We start from the raw sequence: 23,846 nt of genomic DNA, 5'->3' as shown, positions 1-23,846 counted from the left end.
AAACGAAAAAGGCCCGGGCGCGGCCCGGGCCTTCGATGTCGGGCGGCGAGGGCCGGCCTACTTCTTGGCGGCGGCAATCGCCTTGAGGATGAGTTCGCGGGCCTTCTCCGGGCCTTCCCAGTCGGCGACCGAGACCTTCTTGCCCTTCTCCAGATCCTTGTAGTGGGTGAAGAAGTGGGCGACCTGCTCGACGACGAGCGGGGGCAGGTCGGCATAGCTGTTGATCTTGGAGTGGTAGGGGTAGACCGAGTCCGCCGGCACGGCGAGCACCTTCTCGTCACCGCCCTTCTCGTCCGTCATCATCAGCACGCCGACCGGGCGCGCGGCGATGACCGAGCCGGCCAGCAGCGGGATCGGCGAGATGACGATGATGTCGAGCGGGTCGCCATCGTCGCCGAGCGTGTTCGGGATGAAGCCGTAATTGCCCGGGTAGAACATCGGCGTGTGCAGGAAGCGGTCGACGAAGAGCGCGCCGGATTCCTTGTCGATCTCGTACTTCACCGGCGCGCCGCCGGCCGGGATCTCGATGATGGCGTGAACCTCGTCAGGCGGGTTCGGGCCGGTCGAAATGCGCGAAATATCCATGAATGGGCTCCAACGGGCTCCGGATCGAACAGGCCGGCAGCGCCGGCATGAAAAGGCGCCTTCTCTTATGTCGGCGCGGGCGCGCCGTCGAGACGGGTCATCCCATCAATTCGGCGGGGCAAGCCTGCCGCCGTCGGCCGCCCGCCGTCATTGACGCCGCGCAATCCTGCCAATGATACAAAGTATCGTCATGGCTGGACGGGCGGATTGATATACAGTATCAATTCGTCCGTTGGAGTTTGAGCATGTCCGTCGCCCCCGTCCGCCTGCACGACCGCACCGACCATCGCCCCCCTCCGGACGGGCGCGGAGAGGCTGGCGGCACGGCGCGCGGACATGCTCATTCCCACGATCACGAGCATGATCATTCGCACGCCCACGATCATTCCCATGGCCATTCCCACGGACACGGAACGCAGGCCGGTGCGGCCGGCTCCGCGCATCACCGCCATTCGCACGCGCCGGGCGAGCGGCATCCGGCGGCGCGGCCCGGCTTCTCGCTGCTGCGCCTGTCCGCCTGGCAGCGGCTGGCCATCGCCCTGCCGCTGGCGGCCCTCATCTGGGCCGCGGCGCTGGCGGTGATCGGAGCGGGCAACTGATGGGCAACGTTCTTTCCTTCCGCAACCTCACCCTCGGCTATGACCGCCACCCGGCCGTGCACCATCTCGACGGCGACGTGGCGGATGGCGACCTGCTGGCCGTTTGCGGGCCGAACGGGGCGGGCAAGTCGACCCTGCTCAAGGGCATAGCCGGCGTGCTGTCGCCGCTGACCGGGCGCATAGAGGGCCATGTGCCGGCCCGCGAGATCGCCTATCTGCCGCAGGCGGCGGAGGTCGACCGCACCTTCCCGATCGATGTCTACGACCTCGTTTCCATGGGGCTGTGGCGCCGTGCCGGGCTGTTCGGCGGCATCGGCCGCGCCGACCGGGCCCGCATCGAGGACGCCATCGCGGCGGTGGGGCTGGAAGGGTTCGAGATGCGGCCCATCGACACCCTGTCGGGCGGGCAGATGCAGCGCACCCTGTTCGCGCGGCTGCTGTTGCAGGATGCGCGGCTGATCCTGCTCGACGAGCCCTTCACCGCCCTCGACGCCGGCACCATGGCCGACCTGACCGCGCTGGTGACGCGCTGGAACGGCGAGGGCCGGACCGTGATCGCCGTGCTGCACGATTTCGATCTGGTGCGCGACCATTTCCCCCGCACGCTGCTGCTGGCGCGCGAGGCGGTGGCCTGGGGCGCGACCCGCGAGGTGCTCACCCCCGACAATCTGGCGGCGGCGCGCCGCATGTGCGAGGCGTGGGACGAGGCCGCTCCGGCCTGCCCGCCGGTTTCGGGGGCAGCGGCGTGATCTACGATCTCCTCATCGGCCCCTTCGCCGAATTCGACTTCATGCGGCGGGCGCTGGTCGGCGTGCTGGCGCTCGGCATCGGCGCCGGTCCCATCGGCGTGCTGATGATGCTGCGCCGGATGAGCCTCGCCGGCGACGCGATGGCGCATGCCGTGCTGCCCGGCGCGGCGGTCGGCTTCCTCGCCGCCGGCCTCAACCTCTTCGCCATGACCGTCGGCGGCCTCGTCGCCGGCTTCGCGGTGGCGCTCGGCGCCGGCGCGGTGGCGCGCGCCACCCAGATGAAGGAGGACGCGGCACTCGCCGCCTTCTACCTCATCTCGCTGGCGCTCGGCGTGCTGCTGGTCTCGCTGCGCGGCTCCAATGTCGATCTGCTGCACGTGCTGTTCGGCACCGTGCTGGCGCTCGACGACGCGACGCTGCTGCTCATCGTCTCGATCTCCAGCCTGACGCTCGTGGTGCTGGCGCTGGCCTGGCGCCCGCTGGTGCTGGAGAGCGTCGATCCCGGCTTTCTGCGCTCGGTCAGCCGGGCGGGGGCGCCCTCGCATCTGATCTTCCTGGCGCTGGTCGTCACCAATCTGGTCGGCGGCTTCCATGCGCTGGGCACGCTGCTGGCGGTGGGGCTGATGATGCTGCCGGCCGCGGCGGCCCGGTTCTGGACCCGGGAGCTGACCGTGCTGGTCGGCATCTCGGTGGTGATCGCCTGCGCCTCCGGCGTGCTCGGCCTGCTCGTCTCCTATCATTCCGGCGTGCCTTCCGGGCCCGCCATCATCCTCGTTGCCGGCGGTGCCTATGCGCTCTCCGTGCTGTTCGGGCCGGTTGGCGGGCTGCTGCTCCGCTTCCTGCCGCAACGCCATCTCGAAGCCTGAAGGAGCCCCCCTCCCATGCTCACCCGTCGCCTTTACCTCGCCGGCGCTCTTGCGCTCGGCCTCGCCGGCGCCCTCGCGCTCGGCCTCGTCGCTCCGGCCGCCGCGCAGGATGCGGCGCCGAAGATCCCCGTCGTCGCCTCCTTCTCGATCCTCGCCGACTTCGTCCGCGAGGTCGGCGGCGACCGTGTCGCCGTCACCACGCTGGTCGGCCCGAACGGCGACGCCCATGTCTTCCAGCCGGCGCCGGCCGACGCCAAGAAGGTGGCCGCCGCCCGGATCGTCTTCGTCAACGGTCTCGGCTTCGAAGGCTGGATCGACCGGCTGGTGAAGGCCTCCGGCACCAAGGCCGAGATCGTCGTCGCCACCAAGGGCATCGCGCCGCGCGACATGGCCGAGGAAGACGACCACGACCACGACAAGGCGGCCGGGAAGGCCGACCATGATCACGATCACGACAAGAAGGCCGACGCGCACGAGCACGAGCACGACCATGGCGGCATCGACCCGCACGCCTGGCAGTCGATTCCCAATGCCGAGATCTACGTCGCCAATATCCGCGACGCGCTCGTCGCGGCCGACCCCGACGGCAAGGCGGCCTATGAGGCGAACGCGGCGGCCTACACGCAGAAGCTCCAGGCGCTCGACGCCGAGGTGAAGGCGGCCGTGGCGGCGATCCCGGCCGGCAACCGCCGCATCATCACCTCGCACGACGCCTTCGGCTATTTCGGCGCCGCCTATGGCATCGAGTTCGTGGCCCCGCAGGGCGTCTCGACCGAGGCGGAAGCCTCCGCCAAGGACGTCGCCAGGATCATCCGCCAGATCAAGGCTTCAAAGATTCCGGCCGTGTTCATGGAGAACATTTCCGACCCCCGCCTCGTGAAGCGCATCGCCAAGGAGACCAACGCCAAGATCGGCGGCGAGCTCTATTCGGACGCGCTCTCCGATGACAAGGGGCCGGCGAGTACCTACATCGACATGATGAAGAACAACATCCGCGAGCTTTCCTCGGCGCTGTCGAGCTGAGCAGGCATCTCCGCTCGGACCGTCATCCCGGCCGCGCCACGAGCGCGAGCCGGGATCGTCGGACGAGGAGGCGGAAAGCGATCCCGGATCGCCGCGTCGCGGCGTCCGGGATGACGCGTTTATAGAAGAAGGATTTGGAGCGGCACCATGCCCGATACTCAGCCCAGCAAGATCCCCGTCACCGTGCTCACCGGCTATCTCGGCGCCGGCAAGACCACGCTGCTCAACCGCATCCTCTCCGAGCCGCACGGCAAGAAATTCGCCGTCGTCGTCAACGAGTTTGGCGAGATCGGCATCGACAACGACCTCGTGGTCGGTGCCGACGAGGAGGTGTTCGAGATGAACAACGGGTGTATCTGCTGCACCGTGCGCGGCGACCTGATCCGCATTATCGACGGCCTGCTGAAGCGCAAGGGCGATTTCGACGGCATCATCGTCGAGACCACCGGCCTTGCCGACCCGGCCCCGGTCGCCCAGACGTTCTTCGTCGACGAGACGGTGGGCGCCAAGACCACGCTCGACGCCGTGGTGACGGTGGCCGACGCCAAATGGCTGAAGGACCGGCTGAAGGACGCCCCCGAGGCCAAGAACCAGATCGCCTTCGCCGACGTCATCCTGCTCAACAAGACCGATCTGGTGTCGGAGACCGAGCTGAAGGACGTCGAGATGCGCATCCGCGCCATCAACCCCTTCGCCCGCATCCACCGCACCCAGCGTTCCGAGATCGCCATCGACAAGGTGCTGGGGCAGGGGGCGTTCGACCTCGATCGCATCCAGGCCCTCGACCCGGACTTCCTCGAAGGCGGCCACAAGCATTTCCACGACGAGGACATGCAGTCCTTCTCGTTCTCCTCCGACAAGCCGCTGGACCCGGACAAGTTTTTCCCGTGGATCCAGGAGCTGACCCAGCGCGAGGGGCCGAACATCCTGCGCTCCAAGGGCATCCTTGCCTTCAAGGACGACCCGGACCGCTTCGTGTTCCAGGGCGTGCACATGATCCTCGACGGCGATCACCAGCGCCCGTGGCGGGCGGACGAGGCGAAGCTGAGCCGCATCGTCTTCATCGGCCGCAAGCTCGACCGCGCCGCGCTGGAGACGGGTTTCCTGTCCTGCGTGGCGTGACGAAGCGTCCGGAGTTCAGCCGAAGGGTTTCCCCTGGGTCCCGGATCGGCGCCGCACGTTGTGCGGCTTGTCCGGGACACGGCGTCTTCGTTTCCCGGACAAGCGACGCCGCAGGCGGAGCGCCGATCCGGGACCCGGCAGGAACTCTTCGGTCATACGTCATCCCGGCCGGAGCGTAGCGCAGAGCCGGGATCGCTCTCCATCCTGACGACGATCCCGGATACGGCCTGACGGCCGTTCCGGGATGACGCGTGGGAGGGGGACTTCCGTCGTGACGCGGCGCGCGATTTGGGCTAACCGGACATTCCCCCTTCACGAAGCCGTCGAGCCCATGGCCGCCCTGTCCTCCACTCCCTCGTCCCTGACCTCGAAGCTGCGCCGCGTCGACCTTGGCGGCGCCGCCGTCGGCGTGCGCTTCCTCGGTTCCGTCGCGGCCTTCGTGCTCGGCGAGGGCGAGGTCGTGCTGGCTGGCGACGAGGTGACGCGGGTACGCGCCCATGACGGCGTGGTGCTGGCGGTCAGCGGCGATGCGCGCCGCCTCCTCACCGGCGGCGACGACGGGCGGCTGGTCGCCACGCTGGCCGACGGCAGCCAGGAGACGCTGTTCGAGCAGAAGGGGCGCTGGATCGACCAGGTGGCGGCGGGGCCGGACGGCTCGGTTGCCTTCTCGGTCGGCAAGACCGCGTATTTCCGGCCGAAGAAGGGCGAGCGCCGGACGCTCGACCTGCCCTCGACGGTCGGCGGCCTTGCCTTCGCGCCCAAGGGCACGCGGCTCGCCGTCGCCCATTATGGCGGCGCCAGCCTGTGGTTCCCCAATGCGCAGGCCAAGCCCGAAGTGCTGGAGTGGAAGGGCTCGCATCGCGGCGTGCTCTGGCATCCGGAGGCGCGCTTCGTCGTCACCACCATGCAGGAGGCGGCGCTGCACGGCTGGCGCCTGCCGGACGGCGCGCATATGCGCATGTCGGGCTATCCCTCGCGCGTGCGCTCGATGGAGTTCACCGTCGGCGGGCGCTTCCTCGCCACCTCCGGCTCCGGCGAGGTGATCCTGTGGCCCTTCGCCAGCAAGGAGGGGCCGATGGGCAAGCAGCCGACCATGCTCGCCCCGCGCGACACTCGCGTCAGCGCGGTCGCCGCCCACCCGAAGGAGGAGATCATCGCCTGCGGCTATGATGACGGGCTGGCGATGATGGTGCGCCTTTCGGACGGCGCCGAGATCCTGCTGCGCGCGCCGGACGGGGCGCCGGTGAGCGCCATCGCCTGGCGCGCCGATGGCGGGGAGATCGCCATCGCCACCGAGGGCGAGGCGGGCGGCCTCCTCGTGCTGTGACGGCGCGGTGACGCGGTTTGCCCTGTTGCGGCGCGGTAGAGTCGACTAGGCTTTCGCCCATCGTTTCAGTTCGAGGGCCTGCCATGAAGATCGAGGACGTTCGCCGCACCGCCTATTCCATGCCGCTGACGAGCCCGTCCTATCCCAAGGGACCGTACAAGTTCTTCAACCGCGAGTTCTTCGTCATCACCTACCGGACCGATCCGGAGGCGCTCGCGAAGGTGGTGCCCGAGCCGCTCAAGGTGGTCGAGCCCATCGTGAAGTACGAGTTCATCCGCATGCCGGATTCCACCGGCTTCGGCGACTACACCGAGACGGGGCAGGTGATCCCGGTCGAGCTGAACGGCGTGAAGGGCGGCTACGTCCACTCCATGTATCTCGACGACGAGGCGCCCATCGCCGGCGGGCGCGAGCTGTGGGGCTTCCCCAAGAAGCTCGCCAAGACCCGCTTCGCGGTCGAGAGCGACACGCTGGTCGGCACGCTGCATTACGGCAGCGTTCTCGTGACCTCCGCCACCATGGGCTACAAGTATCAGGAGCTCGACAAGGACGCCCTGCACAAGTCGCTGCTGGGGCCGAACTGGATGATCAAGATCATCCCGCATGTCGACGGCACCGCGCGGGTGTGCGAGCTGGTCGAGTACTATCTGGAAGACCTCGTGGTGAAGGAGGCGTGGACCGGCCCGGCGGCGCTCGGCCTGTTCCCGCACGCGCTTGCGGACGTCGCCAAGCTGCCGGTGCTCGAGGTGATCTCGGCCGCCCATTTCCGCACCGACCTCACCCTCGGTCTCGGCAAGGTGGTCTACGATTATCTCAAGGACTGAGGCCCTCCCTCATCTCGTCATCCCGGCCGAGCGCAGCGAGTGCCGGGACCGCCTTTCCTTTCGCGGGCGATCCCGGATCGGCCTTCGGCCGTCCGGGATGACGGCAAGGCGAGCGCCGACTCAGCCCAGCGTCAGCCGCTCGCTGATCATGAAGCCGGACAGCAGCGCCAGCCCGAAGGCGACCAGCGCCAGTGCGGCGAGGAATTCCACGCCGCGCAAAACGACGGCGCCGGTCGACCCGGGGCGGTTGGCGGCGAGCCGCACGGCCGCGTGCTTGGCGAACACCGCGAGCGTGGCGATGGCGCTGACGGTGAGCGCCGTGCCGACGCCCATCATCAGCGTCGCGGCGGCGCCGACCCAGAAGATGCCCTGCGCCAGCGCGAAGACCAGCACGAGGATGGCGCCCGAGCAGGGGCGCAGTCCGACCGACAGCACCGCCCCCCACCATTCGCGCCAGCCGCCGCCCTTCGGCAGATCCGCCGGGGCCGGCATATGGGCGTGGTCGTCGCCGCAGTCGCAGCCGGGGCCGTGCAGGTGGGCAGGCGTGCCGCGCCAGGCCGCGAGAAGGCCGCGCCCTTTCACAAGGGCGAGCCGCAGGCCGATCAGCACGATCAGGCCGTAGGCGGCGAGCTCGATGACATAGACCGCCCGGCTCATCGAGGCGGCGGTGGCGCCGATCAGCGCCGCCAGCAGGCCGGCGACCAGTATCGCGGTCAGCGCCTGCGCCAGCGCGCTCGCGAAGGCGAGGCCGATGCCGCGCTTCAGCGTCGCCTCGTTGGCGAGCAGATAGGACGAGATCACCGCCTTGCCGTGGCCGGGGCCGGCAGCGTGGAAGACGCCATAGGCGAAGGAGATGCCGCCGAGCAGGAACAGCGCGTTGCCGTCCGCCTTCGAGGCCCGCACCGCCGAGGTGAGCAGCCGGTAGAATTCCGCCTGCTTGGCGAGGATGAAGCCGGCAATGCCGCCGCCGGCGTCCGGCGCGGGCGGGGCGCCGACGCCGAACGGGCTCTGGGCGAAGGCGGGATGCAGGCTGAGCCAGCCGGCCGCGACGGCCAGCAGTGCCAGATGCAGGCGAGGTCTCACGAGCACGTCACCGTGACGCGGTTGGCAAATTGCGAGCCGAACTCGCTGGCCGAGGTGAGGGCGTTGAAGAAGCCTTCCGACAGGGTGGTGCTCGACTGGCTGGCGGCGGGGTCCGGCCGGTGCAGGGTAAGCGCGCAGCCATCGGCCGCTCCGGCCAGCGTCACCGGTGTCTCGTCGGCGAGCTGGAAGGCGACGAAATAGGTCGGGTCGTAGACATCGAGGGTGAGCGCGCCCTTCTTCGCCGGCGGATTGGCGAGGGGCAGGGTGAAGTGCAGCGTCAGCGCCGTGCCGTCAAAGGTCAGCGAATAGTCCTTCGGCGGCAGGAAGGCGGCGGCCTGCTTGCCGCGCTTGGCATAGGTGAAATAGTCGAATTCCTGGAGGGAATCGATGTTCACCTGCGCCAGTTCCTTCAGCGTCTTCTCGCTCGGCTTGCCGTCGGGCGTGGTCTCCAGCCCCTGCAGCGCATAGGTCGAGAAGGCCTCGTCGAACTTCCAGTGATGGCGCACCCCGGCGAGCTTGCCGTCGGGTGCGTAGTCCAGCTCGGAGCGCACCTCGACCCACACATGGGGATGGGCGAGCGCGGGGGTGGCGAGTGTGCAGGCGAGAAGGGCGAGAGCGACAATTCTGAGCACGTCAGACATCCCGAGCGGGTGAGAAACAAAGAGATGGTCGCGAAGTCCGGCAAAATGGCGGCATCGCCCATCGCCTCCCTCTCGGAGCGGACTTCTGCACGGCCGTCGTTGCGGGCGCGGCTTTGCGTGCCCCAGCCTTTCGGGTAGGCTGGAAACGCGCCAGTGGGAAGCCGGTGGCAGGTGGGCGGGAAGTCCGCAGGGGCGGCCAGAGGCGGAGCGCACGGTGTCACGTATCGTTTCCTACGAAACCCAGACGCTCGAAAATCCAAACCCGATAGCGCGCTTCGCGCATACCCAACGTTATGCGAGGTCGGTTTCGCTTTCGAGTGATCTCCTTCCCGAAGGTGGCGCGATCGTCGATTTCGGCGCGGGCACGGGCCACATGCTCGCGACCCTGCACAAGAGGCGGCCCGATGTGCGGTTGATCGCGATCGAGCCCTTCATGCCCCAGCTACCCGATCCCGCGATCACCTATCTGAGCGAGCTTTCGCGGGTTCGCGACGTCGATCTCGTGACCTGCTTCGAGGTGATCGAGCATCTGCTGGGCGACGAGGTCGAGCGGTTCCTGGACGATGCGCGCCAGGCGATCCGGCCGGAGGGCCGTGTCGTCATCTCGGTGCCGATCATGCAGGGGCCGGTTCTGCCGCTCAAGGTGGTCAGCGGTGCGATGCTCCACCGGCGGCGCCCGGAATACAGCCTCGGCCAGCTTGTGCGCGGCACGCTGGGGCTTTCCGTGCCGCGCGTACCCGACAGCCGCCATTCGCACCGCGGATTCGACTTCCGCGAGCTGCGCGGCAAGATTCTCAAGATGCTCGACATCGAGCAGGAGTTCTACTCCCCCTTTACCCGCCTGTCCTGGACCGTCAACTCACAGGCCTTCTTCGTCTGCGCCCCGAAGAAGTGAGGGCGCGGCGGCGGGCCGGATCGACCGGGACGCGGAAACGGCAAGGAAAAGGGCGCCCGCGGCGCCCTTTTCGCATTCATGCGTCGCGGCGGCAGTGCTTGCTCACGCCGCCTTGGCGGACTTGGGGCTCAGCAGCTTGCGGTTGACCAGCACTTCGGCGATCTGCACCGCGTTCAGCGCCGCGCCCTTGCGCAGATTGTCCGACACGCACCAGAAGGAGAGGCCGTTCTCCACCGTCGCGTCCTCGCGGATGCGCGAGACATAGGTGGCGTCCTCGCCGGCCGCCTCGTAGGGCGTGACGTAGCCGCCCGGCTCGCGCTTGTCGACCACCAGCACGCCGGGCGCGTTGCGCAGCGCGTGGGTGGCTTCCTCGACGGTGATCGGCTTCTCGAACTCGACGTTCACGGCTTCCGAGTGCGAGATGAACACCGGAACGCGCACGGCGGTGCAGGTGAGCTTGATCTTCGGGTCGAGGATCTTCTTGGTCTCGACCATCACCTTCCACTCTTCCTTCGTGTAGCCGTCTTCCATGAAGACGTCGATGTGAGGAATGACGTTGAAGGCGATGCGCTTGGGGAACTTCTTGGCTTCCACCGGGTCCGACACGAACACGGCGCGGGTCTGGGCGAACAGCTCGTCCATGGCGTCCTTGCCGGCGCCGGAGACGGACTGGTAGGTCGCCACGACGACGCGCTTGATCGTCGCCAGATCGTGCAGCGGCTTGAGGGCCACGACGAGCTGGGCGGTCGAGCAGTTCGGGTTGGCGATGATGTTCTTCTTGGTGAAGCCCTTCACCGCGTCGGCGTTCACTTCCGGCACGATCAGCGGCACGTCGGAATCGTAGCGGAACGCCGAGGAATTATCGATCACCACGCAGCCCTGGCGGCCGATCTTCGGCGACCATTCCTTGGACACGTCGCCGCCGGCCGACATCAGGCAGATGTCGGTGTCGGTGAAATCGTAGTTCTCCAGGGCTTTGACCTTGAGCGTCTTGTCGCCGAACGAAACTTCCGTCCCGACCGAACGGCGGGAGGCGAGCGCGACCACCTCGTCGGCGGGAAAGCCCCGCTCGGAGAGGATGTCGAGCATTTCGCGGCCCACATTGCCCGTGGCACCGACGATGGCGACCTTGTAGCCCATGATCATTCTCCTGAAGGCCCTGCCATTCACAGGCTCGGGCGAGCGCGGGCTTTTACGCGATAAGGCGCGGGAGGGCAATGCAGGGGAACATTGGATCAGCTCTGCGCCATTGACGTCTCGCGGGGCGGTCTTATGTTACATGTAACGATCTAGGAAAGGGCATATGCATGGCGACTTCCGTCAGACAGCGTGTCCAGCGCCGCCGCGATGCGCTTCGCGCCGCAGGGCTGAGGCCCGTCCAGATTTGGGTTCCCGATATACGGCGGCCGGGCTTCGCCGAGGAATGCCGTCGTCAGGCCGGCATCGTCGCGGCGGCGGATGCGTCCGACAGCAATCTTCAGTCCTTCATGGACGCGGCCTGGACCGATCTTTTCGAGCCTGAAGAATGAGGCGCGGCGATCTTGTCACAGTGTCCCTGCCGGGAGACTTCGGCAAGCCGCGCCCCGGCCTGATCGTTCAGGCAGACGAGTTCGGCAATATCCCCAGCGTGACGCTGCTTCCGCTGTCATCGCTGCTGATAGATGCGCCGCTGGTTCGCCTCACGGTGCAGCCGACGGCGCTGAACGGGCTGCGCGAACCGTCTCAAGTCATGATCGACAAGGCAATGACAGTCCGGCGCGACAAGGTTGGCGCGCCTTTCGGGCGGCTCGAAGACGACGCGATGCTGGCAGTCAATCGCTCGCTGGCGTTCTTTCTCGGCTTCGCCTGAGCTGATCTTACTCCGCCGCGTCGGCGCCTTCGGCCGGGGCGCGGGCGCCGCCGACGCCGAAGCGTCGCGCCACATAGTCCTCGACGATCTTCTTGAAGTCCTCGCGCAGACTGGCGCCGCGCAGCGTCATGGCCTTCTTGCCGTCGAGATAGACCGGGGCGGTGGGGAATTCGCCGGTGCCGGGCAGCGAAATGCCGATATCGGCATGCTTGGACTCGCCCGGCCCGTTCACGATGCAGCCCATGACAGCGACGTTGAGCGTCTCGACGCCGGGATAGCGCTTCTTCCATTCCGGCATGGAGGTACGGATGAAGTCCTGCACCTCGAAGGCCAGTTCCTGGAAGGTGGTGGAGGTGGTGCGCCCGCAGCCGGGGCAGGCGGCGACCAGCGGCACGAAGGTGCGCAGGCCCATGGTCTGCAGCATCTCCTGCGCCACCGTCACCTCGCGGGTGCGGTCGCCATTCGGCTCGGGGGTGAGCGACACGCGGATAGTGTCGCCGATCCCCTGCTGGAGCAGCACGCCCATGGCGGTCGACGAGGCCACGATACCCTTCGAGCCCATGCCGGCTTCGGTGAGGCCCAGATGCAGCGCGTAGTCGGCGCGGCGCGCCAGCTCGGCATAGACGGTGATCAGGTCCTGCACCGCCGAGACCTTGGCGGAGAGGATGATTTTTTCACGCGGGAGTCCGATTTCTTCAGCCAGCGCCGCCGAGAGCAGGGCCGAGCGCACCAGCGCCTCGCGGGTGACGGCGCGGGCCTCCGCCGGGCGCGGCAGCTTCGCGTTCTCGTCCATCAGGCGGGTGAGCAGTTCGTCGTCGAGCGAGCCCCAATTGGCGCCGATGCGCACCGGCTTGTCGTGGCGGATCGCCTGCTCGACGATGGTGGCGAAGTGGCGGTCGCGCTTCTGGCCGAAGCCGACATTGCCGGGATTGATGCGGTACTTGTCGAGTGCGGCCGCGCACTCGGGATACTTCGTCAGCAGCAGGTGGCCATTATAGTGGAAGTCGCCGACGATGGGGGTATCGAGCCCCATCTTCGCCAGGCGCTCCTTGATCGCCGGCACCGCCATGGCGGCTTCCTCGCGGTCGACCGTGATGCGCACGATCTCCGAGCCGGCGCGGGCGAGCTGGGCGATCTGCCGCGCGGTGCCTTCGGCATCGGCGGTGTCGGTATTGGTCATCGACTGCACCACCACCGGGGCGCCGCCGCCCACGGTGACGGTGCCGACCTTGACGGCGACGGTGAGCCGGCGCGGCGCGGGGCCGGCGGCCTCCAGCTCGGGCGCGACGATGGGGGCGGCGGAAAGAGCGTCCATGGCGATCACAGTCCGGCGGCGAGGGGAGGCGGGCGGCCGGTCCGGTCCGCGTCCTGCTCCGTGCGGGCATGCAAGGGGTTAAGCCGGCGCCGGGCTGGCGTCAACGGGCGGTCTCCGGCTCGGCGGTCCCGGCGGGCACCTGCTCCTGTGCCTCCACCGCTCGGCAGCGGGCGCAGGTGCCGGCGATCTCGATGACCGGCGTGCGCGGCGTGAAGCCGGCGGCGCGCGTCGCCCAGGCGAGGTCGCGGCCGATGGCGTGCGAGGCCACCTCGTCGGTCAGTCCGCAGCCCTCGCAGATCAGGAACACGATGACGTCATCGCGCGCGTGCTCGCGTCCGCAGGCAATATAGGCGTTGCGGCTTTCGATGCGGTGGGCGAGGCCCTCGGAGACCAGGAAATCGAGCGCGCGATAGACCGACATGGGCGGGGGCTTCTCGCCGGTGCTGCCCAGCCGCTCCACCAGCTCATAGGCGCCGAGCGGCACGTGGCTGTCGGCCAGCCCCTCCAGCACGCGCCGGCGCAGCGGCGTGAGCCGCGCCCCGCGCTCGCCGCACGAGGCTTCCGCCCGCGCCAGCGCGTCGGAGACGCAGGTGCTGTGGTCGTGGTCGGGGCCGTGATCCCGGCCGTGATCGTGGCTGTGCCCGGCTGTCATGTCGCCATCTTAACCTGACGCTAGGGATGCGGAAACCGCATCGGCGCCATCCGTGTGCGGCGCAGCGATAAGTGCTTTGCACGACATACCGGCGTGCTAGCCTAGCCTATGTGGGAAGTCGAACGGCACGGCGCGAGACCTGTCTGGGGCGCCGGGCACCATCTCATTCGCAGGAGCGTCCTCGATGCCTAAGGGAAAGAACGCCGTCATCACCGGCTCGACCAGCGGAATTGGCCTCGCCATCGCGCGCGGGCTGGCCGCCGACGGCACGAATGTCACCCTCAACGGCTTCGGCGATGCCGCCGCGATCGAGAAGGAGCGCGCCGCCATCGAGAGCGAGTTCGGCGTGAAGGCGATCTACGTCGCCGCCGACCTGACCAAGGCCGCCGACAACGCCGCCCTGATCAAGACCGCCGAGGAACAGCTCGGCTCGGTCGACATCCTCGTCAACAATGCCGGCGTGCAGTTCGTCTCGCCGGTCGAGGATTTCCCGGACGAGAAGTGGGATCTCATCATCGCGCTGAACCTCTCGGCCGCCTTCCATGCCACCAAGGCCGCCGTGCCGGGCATGAAGGCGCGCAAATGGGGCCGCATCATCAACACCGCCTCGGCGCATGCGCTGGTCGCCTCGCCCTTCAAGTCGGCCTATGTCGCGGCCAAGCACGGCATTGCCGGCCTGACCAAGACGGTGGCGCTGGAGACGGCGACCTTCGGCATCACCGTCAACGCAATCTGCCCCGGCTATGTCTGGACGCCCCTCGTCGAGAAGCAGATTCCCGACACCGCCAAGGCGCGCGGCATCACCGAGGAGCAGGTGAAGGACTTCCTGCTCGCCGAGCAGCCGACCAAGCAGTTCGTCACCGTCGAGCAGGTCGCGGCGCTGGCCGTGTTCCTGGCGGGCGAGACGCAGGGCTCGATCACCGGCGCCCTGCACCAGATCGACGGCGGCTGGGTCGCCCAGTAAGCCCTTTCCCGCGTAGCAGTCCTGGAGGCGCCGAGTGGCCGAGACCCCGAACAAGCCGGCACGGCGCGGCCGCGCCAAGGCGAGCGAGACCCCGACGCCGGCGGTAGCCAATCCCCCGGCGGCCAATCCTCCGGCGGCAGAGCCCGTGATGGCACCGGCGAAGAAGCCCGAGGCCAAGGTGTCTCCCGCGAAGGCGACCTCCGCCAAGGAGGCCCCTGCGAAGCCTGCGTCGGCCAAATCCGCTCCCGCCAAACCGGCTCCCGCCGAACCTGCGTCCGAGCCGGTCACGGCCTCGGAACAGGCCAAGGCGGAAGCGGCGGCGGGGGCGCTGGCCACGCCCACCGGAACGGCGGAGCTGAAGCGCGAGCTTCCCGCCGAGCCGAAGCGCCAGGACGACAAGCCCGCGGGGTCGGTCCTCAAGCCGCTCAACCTCGCTTTGCAGGGCGGCGGCGCGCATGGCGCCTTCACCTGGGGCGTGCTCGACCGGCTGCTGGAGGATGGCCGCATCGCCGTCGAAGGCATTTCCGGCACCAGCGCCGGCGCCATGAACGCGGCCGTGCTGGCCACGGGGCTTGCGCGCGGCGGCAATGAGGGCGGGCGCGAGGCGCTCACCCGCTACTGGCGCGCGGTCTCCAAGGACGGGCGCACCAGCCCGCTCCAGCGCACGCTGCTCGACCGGCTGCTCGGCAACTGGTCGCTCAACGCCAATCCGAGCTACATCGCCTTCGACATGATGAGCCGGTTCCTGTCGCCCTACGACTTCAACCCGCTCAACATCAATCCGCTGATGGAACTGATCGAGGAGCATGTGGATTTCGCCGCGCTGCAATCCTGCCGGCACGTCCATGTCTTCGTCAGCGCCACCAACGTCCACACCGGCAAGGCGCGCGTCTTCGCCAAGCATGAGTTGACCGCGCAGGCGATCATGGCCTCGGCCTGCCTGCCCTTCATGTTCCAGGCGGTGGAGATCGACGGCGTGCCGTACTGGGACGGCGGCTATATGGGCAATCCCGCGCTTTACCCGTTCTACAACGCGGTGAAGACCGACGACATCCTGCTGGTCCAGATCAACCCGATCATCCGCCGCGAGACGCCGAAGACGGCGCGCGACATCAACAACCGGATGAACGAGATCACCTTCAACGCCTCGCTGCTGGCGCAGCTGCGCGCCGCCGAGTTCGTCACCCGCCTGCTCAAGCATGGCGACCTGAAGAAGAAGGGCGACGGCGTCGACGGCTATCGCGACCTGCGCCTGCACCGCATCGACGGGGCCGACAAGCTGATCGCGCTCGACGCCTCGACCAAGATGAACGCGGAATGGGAGTTCCTGCTCTATCTCCACGCCATCGGCCGGGAGGCGGCGCAGACCTTCCTCGACACCCATTTCGACGCCATTGGCGTGCGCTCCACCCTCGACGTGCGCGAGGAACTGAACCGGGATTGACCGGCCCTTCCTTCCCGCCGTCATCCCGGACGGCCGCAGGCCGATCCGGGATCGCGTGCCGGATGCAGGACGATCCCGGCTCTGCGCGTCGCTCCGGCCGGGATGACGGCGCGGGCGAGGGGCGCGGCAGCCCGTTTCTTCGCGCCTGCTCTCGACGCGCCGGCGGCTTTGTGCTGTGACGGCGGGCATGGACGCTCCCGCCGCCGACCCCGCCCCGTTCGACATCGCCGCGCGCGTTCTGCACCGCGACGGCATGATGCTGGTCATCGACAAGCCGGCGGGGCTGGCCGTCCATAAGGGGCCGAAGGGCGGCGAGACGTTGGCCGACCATCTCGACGCCCTGCGCTTCGGCCTGCCGGCCGCGCCCGAGCTGGCGCACCGGCTCGACAAGGACACTTCCGGCTGCCTCGTGCTCGGCCGCCACCGCAAGGCGCTGGCCGACCTCGGCCGCGCCTTCGCCGACGGCACGGTCGGCAAGACCTATATGGCTGTGGTGCGCGGCGTGCCCGCCGAGGGGCGCGGGCGCATCGAGCTGAAGCTGTCGAAGCGTTCGCCGACGCGCGGCTGGTGGATGGCGGTCGACCCGAAGGGGCAGGAGGCGATCAGCGAGTGGGAGAAGATCGCCGAGGGCGAGGGCTTCGCCGTGCTGGCGCTCTCGCCGCTCACCGGGCGCACGCACCAATTGCGCGTGCATCTCGACGCCATCGGCCATCCCATTCTCGGCGACAGCATCTATGGCGGCGCCTCGCGCCTGCCGGGCGGGCCGATCCTGCACCTGCATTCGCGCCGGGTGGTGATCCCGCAGAAGAAGGGCCGGGAGCCGATCGAGGCGCGCGCGCCGCTGCCCCCGCACATGCGGGCCACGCTCGAGCGTGCCGGCTTCGATCCGGCGGCGCTGGAGGCGCTGGCCGATGCCGCCGTCTTCACACGACGTGCAGGTTCGGCCTGAGCGTTTTGGCCACCAGCGTCTTGGCCATGCGCCCGCCGAGCTGGCCGCAGCCGATCAGCCCCGGGGTCGGGTGCACGATGATGTGAACGGGGGTCTCGACCAGCCGGGCCTGATGCGGCGGGTGCTCCTCGAACGCCTCGCGGAACGGCGAATCGTTGAAGAACGGCGCCAGCCCCGCCGACACGCCGCCGCCGAGGAAGACGCCGCCGCGCGCATTGAGAGTGAGGGCGAGGTCGCCGGCGATGCGCCCGAAAAGGCGCAGGAAGACGTCGCAGCTTGCCCGCGCCGCGCTCTCGCCGCGCGTGGCGGCCGCGATCACCGCCTCGGGCGACAGCGGCGCGCCGGACAGGATGCGGTGGATCCGCGCCAGGCCCGAGCCGGAGAGCGCATGCTCCACCACCACCGGGCCGAGTTCCTCCTGCATGTGGGCGACGAGGCGCGCCTCCTCGGTCGAGACGGCGCCGAGGCGCGCGCGCCCGCCCTCGCCGGTGACGACGATGCGCTGGCGGCCGCTGCGCACCAGCCCCGCTACGCCGAAGCCGGTGCCCGGCCCGCAGATGAGCATGGGCGCGCCCTCCATCGCTACGCCGCCGCCGACCGCGATCAGATCGCCCGCGCCGAGCGCCGGCACGCCATGCGCCAGCGCCTCGAAATCGTTGACGGCGGCGAATTTCTGCCAGCCGAAATGCCGGCGCATGTCGCGCTTGCCGAACGCCCAGTCGCGATTGGTGAGCTTGACGGTCTCGCCATCGGCCGGGCCGGCGACCGCCAGCACCGCGCCGCCGACCGAGGCGCGCGCGGCGGGGCCGCGCTGGCCGAGGTCGGCTTCGATCATCTCCTTGAAGCCCGCGAAATCGTCGTTGCGGTGAATCTGGATGTCGCGCGGCGCGCCGTCGGCGCCGACGAGGGCGAGGCGGGAGGAGGTTCCGCCGATATCGGCGATGAGGATGAGGTGCGGCATGATCCAGTCACTGCGGGGCCGGGGGGGCGGTTGAGCGGTCGATAGCAGCCGATCCGCCCCGCTTCCACAAGTCCCGCATCGGCAATTCGGTTCGATCCGGCGCGGCGCGCGGGTGTTGCCTTCCCGGCCCGGCGGGCCTAGTGGCTTCGCGATGACCGATACAACCGACGCTTCCCGCCGTCCGCCGCCCCCCGCCGCGCGCGCCGCGGACATGCCCGGCCTCGCCGCCCGCCGCGCGGCGGCCGACGCCATCGACGCGGTGCTGGAGAAGGGCCAGCCGCTCGAGGAATGCCTCGACCGCCTGACCCGCGAGCTGGACGAGCGCGACCGCGCGCTCTCGCGCATGATCGCGGCGACGACGCTGCGCCGGCTCGGAAGCCTGCGGGCGCTGCTGCGCACTTTGCTGGAGCGGGGCGTGCCGGCCAAGGCGCGCCGCGTCGAGACGCTGCTGGCGATCGGCGCCGCGCAGATCCTGTTCATGGACGTGCCCGACCACGCGGCGGTGGGCACCACCGTGGAGCTGGCTGGCGAGCAGCCGGGCACCGCCGGCTTCAAGGGCCTCGCAAACGCCGTGCTCCGCCGCATCGCGCGGGAGGGGAAGGCCCTTCTGCCCGGCGTGGCCGACCAGCCGGAATGGATGGTCGAGGGCTGGACGACGGCCTATGGCGGCGACGCCGCGCTGGCGATCTCGCGCGCGCTCGCGGCGGAGGCGCCGCTCGACCTGACGGTGAAGGCGGGCGCGGAGGAATGGGCCGGGACGCTCGGCGGGCGGCTGCTGCCGACCGGCTCGATCCGTCTCGTCGAGGCCGGAAACGTCACCGCGCTGCCGGGCTTCACGGAAGGCGCGTGGTGGGTGCAGGACGCGGCGGCGGCGTTGCCGGCGCTGCTGCTGCATCCCGCTCCCGGCATGACGATCGCCGATCTGTGCGCCGCGCCGGGCGGCAAGACCGCGCAGCTTGCGGCGGCGGGCGCGCACGTGGTGGCGCTCGACCGCTCCGGCCCGCGCCTGCGGCGTCTGCGGCAGAATCTCGACCGGCTCGGCCTCGCCGCCGAGATCGTCGAGGCCGACGCCACCAGCTGGCGCGGCGGCCCGTTCGACGGCGTGCTGATCGACGCCCCGTGCTCGGCGACCGGCACCATACGACGCCATCCCGATGTCGCCTGGACCAAGGGGCCGTCCGACATAGCGAGCCTCGCCGCCTTGCAGACGCGCATCCTCAACCGCGCCGCCGATCTGGTGAAGCCGGGCGGGCGGCTGGTCTATTCCACCTGCTCGCTGGAGCCGGAGGAGGGCGAGCGCCAGATCGAGGCGCTGCTGAGGCGCCGCTCGGACCTCGTGCGCGATCCGGTCACAGCAGGGGAATGCGGCATCGCGGCGGAATGGATCAACGCCGCCGGCGAGGTGCGCACCCTGCCCATCCATCTGCCGGCCCCGCCGGACGAGGACCCGCGCCTTGCCGGCCTCGACGGTTTCTTCGCGGCGCGGCTGCGCCGGAATTGAGCGTTCTGATGGTTCTCGGCACGGGTATCGGCGCGCGGGTGGACGTGTCCCCCCGCTCCGCTAAGATTCGCCGCGTGGGAGCCGGGTGATTCCCGGCGGCTTCGGGAGCATTGAGGCGCTGATGGCCCGCGACGTCTACGCGGATCGCGCCCGGATGGCGCTGTTCGCGGCTGAGATCGGCTGGAGCAGCCTCGTGGCGCGCGCTATGGCGCACCCGTGGTTTCCCTGGCGCGCGGCCTCGGTGCCGCTGCCCTCGCGGCTGCTCTTCGCGCCGCATGACCTGCGCACCGGCGATCCCGCCCGGGCGGGCGAGTTCTATGCCGGGCGCTATTCCTTCGCCGGCAGGCTGGTGCTCACGGACGGCGTCTCGCCCTTCGACATGGAGCCGCCCTCGCTGGAATGGGCGCGCGAGCTGTTCTCCTTCGGCTGGCTGCGCCACCTTCAGGCCGCCGGCTCGCCGATCGCCCGGGCCCATGCGCGGGCGCTGGTGGGCGACTGGATCACCATGCGCGGCCACCGGCTGCCCTTCGCCTCGGCGCCGGAGGTGGCGGCACGCCGGGTGATGAGCTGGCTCACCCAGTCGCCGCTGATCCTTCAGGACGCCGATCCGGGCTTTCACCGCCGCTTCATCCGCAGCCTGACGGCGCAGGTGCGCTACCTCAAGAGCGTCGGGCCCAACGCCCCGGACGGGCGCCCGCGCCTCGCCTGCGCGCTGGCGCTCGGCTTGGCTGGCCTGTGCATGGCCGATCAGGGCCGGCTGATGCGTACGGCGCAGAAGCGCCTGATCGACGAGCTGGACCGGCAGGTGCTGGGCGACGGCGGGCATGCGGGCCGCAATCCCGGCACGCTGATCGAATTGCTGCTCGACCTGCTGCCGCTGCGCCAGTGCTACGAGGCGCGCCATGTGGCGCCGCCGCCGGCCCTGCTCAACGCCATCGACCGGCTGATGCCGATGCTGCGCTTCTTCCGCCATGCCGACGGCGCCTTCGCGCTGTTCAACGGCATGGGGCCGACGCCGGCGGACGGGCTCGCCACCGTGCTCGCCTATGACGATGCGCGCGGGCGCCCGGTCTCCAACGCGCCCTATTCCGGCTATCAGCGCATGGAGGCCGGCGGCACGGTGGTGATCGCCGATACCGGTCGCCCGCCGCCGGTCTCGCTGAGCCTTGAGGCGCATGCGGGCTGCCTGTCCTTCGAACTGTCCGCCGGCCGCCACCGCCTCGTGGTCAATTGCGGCCTGCCCGCCACCGGCCGCGAGGAATGGCGCGCCGTGGCGCGCCAGACGGCGGCGCACTCCACGGCGGTGGTCGAGGACACCTCCTCCTGCCGCTTCGCCTCGGCCGGCGCGCTCACGCGCCTGTGCGGCACGCCGGTGCTCGGCGGCCCGGCCGAACTTCACGTCGACCGGGGGGGGCGGGGGGGGGCGGACGTGTTGCGCGCCAGTCATGACGGTTATGCCGGACGCTTCGGCATCGTGCACCAGCGGTCCTGGCGGCTGTCGCCGGACGGCATGCGGCTCGACGGCGAGGACCTGTTCCGCGTCGCGCACGGCGAGGAATTCTCCGCCGACCAGCCGGGCCGCTACGCCATCCGCTTCCACCTGCACCCCTCCGTCGAGCCCTCGCGGGCCTCGGACGGGCAGACGGTGATCCTCAAGCTGCCGGACGGCGACGACTGGGCGTTCACCGCGCCCGACGCCACCGTCACCATCGAGGAGAGCATCTTCCTCGCCGGCGGCAGCGGGCCGCGCCGCACCGAGCAGCTGGTGATCTCCGGCGTCGCCCGGAAGGAGCCGCGCGTGGAATGGACCTTCGTGCGCCTGAAGGCGCTGCGCGAGTAGAGCCGGGCGCAGCCCTGCCTTGCCGCGCGCGCCGGTTCACGCCGGGGCTGGATCGTGATAGGGCGGCGCGCATTCCCGCCGCAACATATTGGTCTGTGTCATGTCCGCCGATATCCGCCCCATCGCCCGTGCCCTGCTCTCGGTTTCCGACAAGACCGGCCTCGTGGCGTTCGCCGAGCGGCTCGCCGCGAAGGGTGTCGAGCTGGTCTCCACCGGCGGTACCCGCAAGGCGCTCGCCGAAGCCGGCCTGAAGGTGCTGGACGTCTCCGAGTTGACCGGCTTCCCGGAGATGATGGACGGGCGGGTGAAGACGCTGCACCCCTCGGTGCATGGCGGCATCCTCGCCATTCGCGACGATGCCGGCCACCGCGCCTCGATGGACGAGCACGGCATCGTGCCGATCGACCTGGTGGTGGTGAATCTCTACCCGTTCGAGGCGACGGTGGCGCGCGGCGCCGGCTATGACGACTGCGTCGAGAACATCGACATTGGCGGCCCGGCGATGATCCGCGCGGCGGCCAAGAACCACGCCGACGTCGCCGTGGTGGTGGACCCGTCGAGCTACGAGACGGTGCTGGCCGATATCGAGGAGAGGGGCGGCACCACGCTGGCCACCCGCCGCAAGCTGGCGCAGCTCGCCTATGCCCGCACCGCCACCTATGACGGCGCCATTGCGAGCTGGTTCGCCGAGGTCGAGGCAAAGCAGGAGGCCGAGGCCGCCCCCGCCAGCCGGGTGTTCGGCGGCCGTCTCGCCGAGGCGCTGCGCTATGGCGAGAATCCGCACCAGAGCGCGGCCTTCTATATCGGCGGCGCGGCCCGCCCGGGCGTCGCCACGGCGCGCCAGCTTCAGGGCAAGGCGCTGTCCTACAACAACCTCAACGACACCGACGCCGCCTTCGAGGCGGTGGCCGAGTTCGATCCCGCCCGCGCGGCGGCGGTGGTGATCGTCAAGCACGCCAATCCCTGCGGCGTCGCCGAGGGCGCCTCGCTGGAGGAGGCCTATCGCAAGGCGCTCGCCTGCGACCCGACCTCGGCATTCGGCGGCATCGTGGCGCTCAACCGCACGCTGGATGCGGAGGCCGCGCGCGCCATCGTCGACATCTTCACCGAGGTGATCGTGGCGCCCGACGCCACGCCCGAGGCGGCCGCCATCGTCGGCGCCAAGAAGAATCTGCGCCTGCTGGTGACCGGCGCGCTGCCCGACCCGAAGGGCGCCGGGCTGGCGGTGAAGTCGCTGGCCGGCGGCTATCTCGTGCAGTCGCGCGACAATGCCGTCGTCGACGACATGGAGCTGAAGGTGGTGACGCAGCGCGCGCCGACCAACCGCGAACTGGCCGACCTCGCCTTCGCCTTCCGGGTGGTCAAGCATGTGAAGTCCAACGCCATCGTCTATGCGAAGGACCTCGCCACGGTCGGCATCGGCGCCGGGCAGATGAGCCGGGTCGATTCGGCGCGCATCGCCGCCCACAAGGCGCAGGAGGCGGCCCGCGCCGCCGGCCTCGCCGAGACGCTCACGCGCGGCAGCGTGGTGGCGTCCGACGCCTTCTTCCCCTTCGCCGACGGGCTTGTGACCGCCATCGAGGCGGGCGCCACGGCGGTAATCCAGCCGGGCGGCTCGATCCGCGACAATGACGTGATCGCGGCGGCGGACGCGGCCGGCATCGCCATGGTGTTCACCGGCGTGCGCCACTTCCGCCACTGAACCGCGCGCTTTCGCGGACATGAAAAAGGGCCGGCTCGCGCCGGCCCTTCTCTTTTTGCCTTCCGGCTCCCCCCAGAGCCTTCGGGCGCAACGCTTCAGAAGCGATAGGTGACGCCGACGCCGACCAGCCACGGGTTGAGGTTGGCCTTGCCCGTAAGCTGCTCGCCGCCCACCGTCACGTCGAAGTCCGGCTCCAGGAAGAGCTTCTTGACGTCGACGTTGAAGCCCCAGTGCTCGTCGAACATGTAGTCGAAGCCGGCCTGCAGGGCCCAGCCGAACGTGTCCTTCACGTCGATCGAGTCGGCCGAATAGGCCTTCTGGTCGTAGAAGATCGTGTAGTTGATGCCCGCGCCGACATAGGGCTTGAAGGCGCCGAAATCGGTGAAGTGGTACTGCAGCGTCAGGGTCGGCGGCAGCGCCCACACCTCGGCGATCTTGTTGAGGCTGCCGATCGTGCCCTTGCCGGTGATGTCGTGCGGGGTCACGCCGAGGATGAGTTCGGCCGCCCAGTTCTTGGTGAAGTAGTAGGTGATGTCGAGTTCGGGCACATACGAGGTCGAATATTCGAGGCCCGACCCGGCGACGCCGTGCACCGAGCCGCTGTCTTCCGGAATGACGGCCAGCGCGCGCACGCGGATCTGCCACGGGCTCTGCTCGACCACCGGCGCCGGCGCCTTGAACACCGGCGAGGCGGCATCGGCCGCCATGGCGGGAGCGGCGAAGATCCCCGCCGTCGCCATCGCGAGCGTCGCCAGCATCGAAAGTTTATTTACGGTTAATTTCTTGGTCGGCATCCCCAAACCCCTTAAATCCCCGGCCCCTGGGAGCGGGGCGCATGCCTATTGGTGCGTTGCGGGAGAGGGGCGCGGGTTGATCGAGATCAAGAGACGGATAGTCTCCGGCTTCTGTGACCGCTAAGCAACAGAAGCGCAGACCGGAGGATTTGCTGTTTCAG

Annotated in this window: 24 protein-coding genes; 16 read left to right on the top strand and 8 right to left on the bottom strand. The window is 69.4% G+C overall.

Translation table 11 applies throughout. The features are described 5' to 3' along the window. Nucleotides 1-57 precede the first annotated feature (57 nt). Nucleotides 58-585 carry an inorganic diphosphatase gene (gene ppa, locus GBB76_RS08715; RefSeq protein WP_152302948.1) on the bottom strand — a complete coding sequence of 176 codons (528 nt, stop codon included), beginning with the start codon at nt 583-585 and terminating at the stop codon, nt 58-60. A 245-nt stretch (nt 586-830) separates the two neighbouring features. On the opposite strand from ppa, the gene GBB76_RS08710 reads away from it, so the two are divergent. From GBB76_RS08710 to GBB76_RS08680, 7 genes are all read left to right on the top strand, one after another. Further along, complete coding sequence (locus GBB76_RS08710; RefSeq protein ID WP_152302947.1) at nt 831-1,184, top strand: hypothetical protein; 354 nt, start codon at nt 831-833, stop codon at nt 1,182-1,184. Then, the gene (aztA, locus tag GBB76_RS08705) at nt 1,184-1,933 is read left to right on the top strand and encodes a zinc ABC transporter ATP-binding protein AztA (RefSeq protein ID WP_152302946.1); all 750 of its coding nucleotides are present in this window, start codon (nt 1,184-1,186) and stop codon (nt 1,931-1,933) included. The genes GBB76_RS08710 and aztA overlap by 1 nt, the downstream gene beginning before the upstream one ends. After that, nucleotides 1,930-2,799 carry a metal ABC transporter permease gene (locus tag GBB76_RS08700; RefSeq protein WP_202911186.1) on the top strand — a complete coding sequence of 290 codons (870 nt, stop codon included), beginning with the start codon at nt 1,930-1,932 and terminating at the stop codon, nt 2,797-2,799. Before aztA ends, GBB76_RS08700 begins: the two co-directional genes overlap by 4 nt. A 15-nt stretch (nt 2,800-2,814) precedes the next feature. Beyond that, on the top strand, nt 2,815-3,822 hold the full coding sequence (locus tag GBB76_RS08695) for a metal ABC transporter substrate-binding protein (protein WP_152302945.1): 1,008 nt from the start codon (nt 2,815-2,817) through the stop codon (nt 3,820-3,822). Nucleotides 3,823-3,969: 147 nt separating this feature from the next. Beyond that, nucleotides 3,970-4,944 carry a GTP-binding protein gene (locus GBB76_RS08690; RefSeq protein WP_152302944.1) on the top strand — a complete coding sequence of 325 codons (975 nt, stop codon included), beginning with the start codon at nt 3,970-3,972 and terminating at the stop codon, nt 4,942-4,944. A 331-nt stretch (nt 4,945-5,275) separates the two neighbouring features. Further along, nucleotides 5,276-6,271: a WD40 repeat domain-containing protein gene (locus GBB76_RS08685; protein ID WP_152302943.1), complete on the top strand. Its 996-nt coding sequence runs from the start codon at nt 5,276-5,278 to the stop codon at nt 6,269-6,271. Nucleotides 6,272-6,354: 83 nt separating this feature from the next. Beyond that, entirely contained in the window at nt 6,355-7,095 is a 741-nt protein-coding gene (locus tag GBB76_RS08680; RefSeq protein ID WP_152302942.1) for an acetoacetate decarboxylase, read from the top strand. A 120-nt stretch (nt 7,096-7,215) separates the two neighbouring features. Here the strand turns inward: GBB76_RS08680 and GBB76_RS08675 are convergent, their stop codons facing one another. Beyond that, entirely contained in the window at nt 7,216-8,178 is a 963-nt protein-coding gene (locus GBB76_RS08675) for a nickel/cobalt transporter (protein ID WP_152302941.1), read from the bottom strand. Then, complete coding sequence (locus GBB76_RS08670) at nt 8,175-8,810, bottom strand: DUF1007 family protein (protein ID WP_371717108.1); 636 nt, start codon at nt 8,808-8,810, stop codon at nt 8,175-8,177. The genes GBB76_RS08675 and GBB76_RS08670 overlap by 4 nt, the downstream gene beginning before the upstream one ends. A gap of 223 nt (nt 8,811-9,033) precedes the next feature. Between GBB76_RS08670 and GBB76_RS08665 the strand changes: the two genes are divergently transcribed. Continuing rightward, nucleotides 9,034-9,714: a bifunctional 2-polyprenyl-6-hydroxyphenol methylase/3-demethylubiquinol 3-O-methyltransferase UbiG gene (locus GBB76_RS08665; protein ID WP_162375532.1), complete on the top strand. Its 681-nt coding sequence runs from the start codon at nt 9,034-9,036 to the stop codon at nt 9,712-9,714. 102 nt (nt 9,715-9,816) lie between these two features. On the opposite strand, the gene GBB76_RS08660 is transcribed toward GBB76_RS08665, so the two are convergent. Further along, the gene (locus tag GBB76_RS08660) at nt 9,817-10,854 is read right to left on the bottom strand and encodes an aspartate-semialdehyde dehydrogenase (RefSeq protein WP_152302938.1); all 1,038 of its coding nucleotides are present in this window, start codon (nt 10,852-10,854) and stop codon (nt 9,817-9,819) included. 167 nt (nt 10,855-11,021) lie between these two features. Here GBB76_RS08660 and GBB76_RS08655 point away from each other — a divergent pair, with 167 nt between their 5' ends. Both GBB76_RS08655 and GBB76_RS08650 read left to right on the top strand, forming a co-directional pair. Continuing rightward, nucleotides 11,022-11,243: an antitoxin MazE family protein gene (locus tag GBB76_RS08655; RefSeq protein ID WP_152302937.1), complete on the top strand. Its 222-nt coding sequence runs from the start codon at nt 11,022-11,024 to the stop codon at nt 11,241-11,243. Continuing rightward, nucleotides 11,240-11,563: a type II toxin-antitoxin system PemK/MazF family toxin gene (locus GBB76_RS08650; protein ID WP_152302936.1), complete on the top strand. Its 324-nt coding sequence runs from the start codon at nt 11,240-11,242 to the stop codon at nt 11,561-11,563. The genes GBB76_RS08655 and GBB76_RS08650 overlap by 4 nt, the downstream gene beginning before the upstream one ends. Before the next feature lie 7 nt (nt 11,564-11,570). On the opposite strand, the gene ispG is transcribed toward GBB76_RS08650, so the two are convergent. Further along, on the bottom strand, nt 11,571-12,878 hold the full coding sequence (gene ispG / locus GBB76_RS08645; protein ID WP_152302935.1) for a flavodoxin-dependent (E)-4-hydroxy-3-methylbut-2-enyl-diphosphate synthase: 1,308 nt from the start codon (nt 12,876-12,878) through the stop codon (nt 11,571-11,573). Nucleotides 12,879-12,978: 100 nt separating this feature from the next. Next, the gene (locus GBB76_RS08640) at nt 12,979-13,530 is read right to left on the bottom strand and encodes a Fur family transcriptional regulator (protein WP_152302934.1); all 552 of its coding nucleotides are present in this window, start codon (nt 13,528-13,530) and stop codon (nt 12,979-12,981) included. A gap of 184 nt (nt 13,531-13,714) precedes the next feature. On the opposite strand from GBB76_RS08640, the gene GBB76_RS08635 reads away from it, so the two are divergent. The 3 genes from GBB76_RS08635 (at nt 13,715) to GBB76_RS08625 (ending at nt 16,887) form a co-directional block, all read left to right on the top strand. After that, on the top strand, nt 13,715-14,494 hold the full coding sequence (locus GBB76_RS08635; protein ID WP_152302933.1) for a 3-hydroxybutyrate dehydrogenase: 780 nt from the start codon (nt 13,715-13,717) through the stop codon (nt 14,492-14,494). A 34-nt stretch (nt 14,495-14,528) separates the two neighbouring features. Continuing rightward, nucleotides 14,529-15,938: a patatin-like phospholipase family protein gene (locus GBB76_RS08630; RefSeq protein ID WP_246669083.1), complete on the top strand. Its 1,410-nt coding sequence runs from the start codon at nt 14,529-14,531 to the stop codon at nt 15,936-15,938. A gap of 187 nt (nt 15,939-16,125) precedes the next feature. Then, nucleotides 16,126-16,887 carry an RluA family pseudouridine synthase gene (locus tag GBB76_RS08625; protein WP_152302932.1) on the top strand — a complete coding sequence of 254 codons (762 nt, stop codon included), beginning with the start codon at nt 16,126-16,128 and terminating at the stop codon, nt 16,885-16,887. Here the strand turns inward: GBB76_RS08625 and GBB76_RS08620 are convergent. Then, nucleotides 16,862-17,848, bottom strand: a complete 987-nt coding sequence (locus GBB76_RS08620; RefSeq protein ID WP_152302931.1) for a glucokinase — start codon at nt 17,846-17,848, stop codon at nt 16,862-16,864. The genes GBB76_RS08625 and GBB76_RS08620 overlap by 26 nt on opposite strands. Nucleotides 17,849-17,999: 151 nt before the next feature. Here GBB76_RS08620 and GBB76_RS08615 point away from each other — a divergent pair, with 151 nt between their 5' ends. From GBB76_RS08615 to purH, 3 genes are all read left to right on the top strand, one after another. Continuing rightward, entirely contained in the window at nt 18,000-19,349 is a 1,350-nt protein-coding gene (locus GBB76_RS08615; protein WP_246669082.1) for an RsmB/NOP family class I SAM-dependent RNA methyltransferase, read from the top strand. Nucleotides 19,350-19,470: 121 nt separating this feature from the next. After that, nucleotides 19,471-21,189: a heparinase II/III family protein gene (locus GBB76_RS08610; protein ID WP_152302930.1), complete on the top strand. Its 1,719-nt coding sequence runs from the start codon at nt 19,471-19,473 to the stop codon at nt 21,187-21,189. 100 nt (nt 21,190-21,289) lie between these two features. Then, entirely contained in the window at nt 21,290-22,891 is a 1,602-nt protein-coding gene (gene purH, locus GBB76_RS08605; RefSeq protein WP_152302929.1) for a bifunctional phosphoribosylaminoimidazolecarboxamide formyltransferase/IMP cyclohydrolase, read from the top strand. 95 nt (nt 22,892-22,986) lie between these two features. On the opposite strand, the gene GBB76_RS08600 is transcribed toward purH, so the two are convergent. After that, nucleotides 22,987-23,649 carry an OmpW family protein gene (locus GBB76_RS08600; RefSeq protein ID WP_246669081.1) on the bottom strand — a complete coding sequence of 221 codons (663 nt, stop codon included), beginning with the start codon at nt 23,647-23,649 and terminating at the stop codon, nt 22,987-22,989. Nucleotides 23,650-23,846: the final 197 nt, after the last annotated feature.

Source organism: Ancylobacter sp. TS-1, from assembly GCF_009223885.1.
GTDB lineage: Bacteria > Pseudomonadota > Alphaproteobacteria > Rhizobiales > Xanthobacteraceae > Ancylobacter.
The sequence above is the reverse complement of the archived record's forward strand: the minus strand, read 5'-3'. Positions and strand labels throughout refer to the sequence as shown.

What these genes read in the sequence shown, in the direction of transcription:
- ppa (WP_152302948.1), bottom strand. Translation starts at nt 585, where the DNA reads ATGGATATTTCGCGCATTTCGACCGGCCCGAACCCGCCTGACGAGGTT.
- GBB76_RS08710 (WP_152302947.1), top strand. Translation starts at nt 831, where the DNA reads ATGTCCGTCGCCCCCGTCCGCCTGCACGACCGCACCGACCATCGCCCC.
- aztA (WP_152302946.1), top strand. Translation starts at nt 1,184, where the DNA reads ATGGGCAACGTTCTTTCCTTCCGCAACCTCACCCTCGGCTATGACCGC.
- GBB76_RS08695 (WP_152302945.1), top strand. Translation starts at nt 2,815, where the DNA reads ATGCTCACCCGTCGCCTTTACCTCGCCGGCGCTCTTGCGCTCGGCCTC.
- GBB76_RS08690 (WP_152302944.1), top strand. Translation starts at nt 3,970, where the DNA reads ATGCCCGATACTCAGCCCAGCAAGATCCCCGTCACCGTGCTCACCGGC.
- GBB76_RS08685 (WP_152302943.1), top strand. Translation starts at nt 5,276, where the DNA reads ATGGCCGCCCTGTCCTCCACTCCCTCGTCCCTGACCTCGAAGCTGCGC.
- GBB76_RS08680 (WP_152302942.1), top strand. Translation starts at nt 6,355, where the DNA reads ATGAAGATCGAGGACGTTCGCCGCACCGCCTATTCCATGCCGCTGACG.
- GBB76_RS08660 (WP_152302938.1), bottom strand. Translation starts at nt 10,854, where the DNA reads ATGGGCTACAAGGTCGCCATCGTCGGTGCCACGGGCAATGTGGGCCGC.
- GBB76_RS08655 (WP_152302937.1), top strand. Translation starts at nt 11,022, where the DNA reads ATGGCGACTTCCGTCAGACAGCGTGTCCAGCGCCGCCGCGATGCGCTT.
- GBB76_RS08650 (WP_152302936.1), top strand. Translation starts at nt 11,240, where the DNA reads ATGAGGCGCGGCGATCTTGTCACAGTGTCCCTGCCGGGAGACTTCGGC.
- ispG (WP_152302935.1), bottom strand. Translation starts at nt 12,878, where the DNA reads ATGGACGCTCTTTCCGCCGCCCCCATCGTCGCGCCCGAGCTGGAGGCC.
- GBB76_RS08640 (WP_152302934.1), bottom strand. Translation starts at nt 13,530, where the DNA reads ATGACAGCCGGGCACAGCCACGATCACGGCCGGGATCACGGCCCCGAC.
- GBB76_RS08635 (WP_152302933.1), top strand. Translation starts at nt 13,715, where the DNA reads ATGCCTAAGGGAAAGAACGCCGTCATCACCGGCTCGACCAGCGGAATT.
- GBB76_RS08625 (WP_152302932.1), top strand. Translation starts at nt 16,126, where the DNA reads ATGGACGCTCCCGCCGCCGACCCCGCCCCGTTCGACATCGCCGCGCGC.
- GBB76_RS08620 (WP_152302931.1), bottom strand. Translation starts at nt 17,848, where the DNA reads ATGCCGCACCTCATCCTCATCGCCGATATCGGCGGAACCTCCTCCCGC.
- GBB76_RS08615 (WP_246669082.1), top strand. Translation starts at nt 18,000, where the DNA reads ATGACCGATACAACCGACGCTTCCCGCCGTCCGCCGCCCCCCGCCGCG.
- GBB76_RS08610 (WP_152302930.1), top strand. Translation starts at nt 19,471, where the DNA reads ATGGCCCGCGACGTCTACGCGGATCGCGCCCGGATGGCGCTGTTCGCG.
- purH (WP_152302929.1), top strand. Translation starts at nt 21,290, where the DNA reads ATGTCCGCCGATATCCGCCCCATCGCCCGTGCCCTGCTCTCGGTTTCC.
- GBB76_RS08600 (WP_246669081.1), bottom strand. Translation starts at nt 23,649, where the DNA reads ATGCTGGCGACGCTCGCGATGGCGACGGCGGGGATCTTCGCCGCTCCC.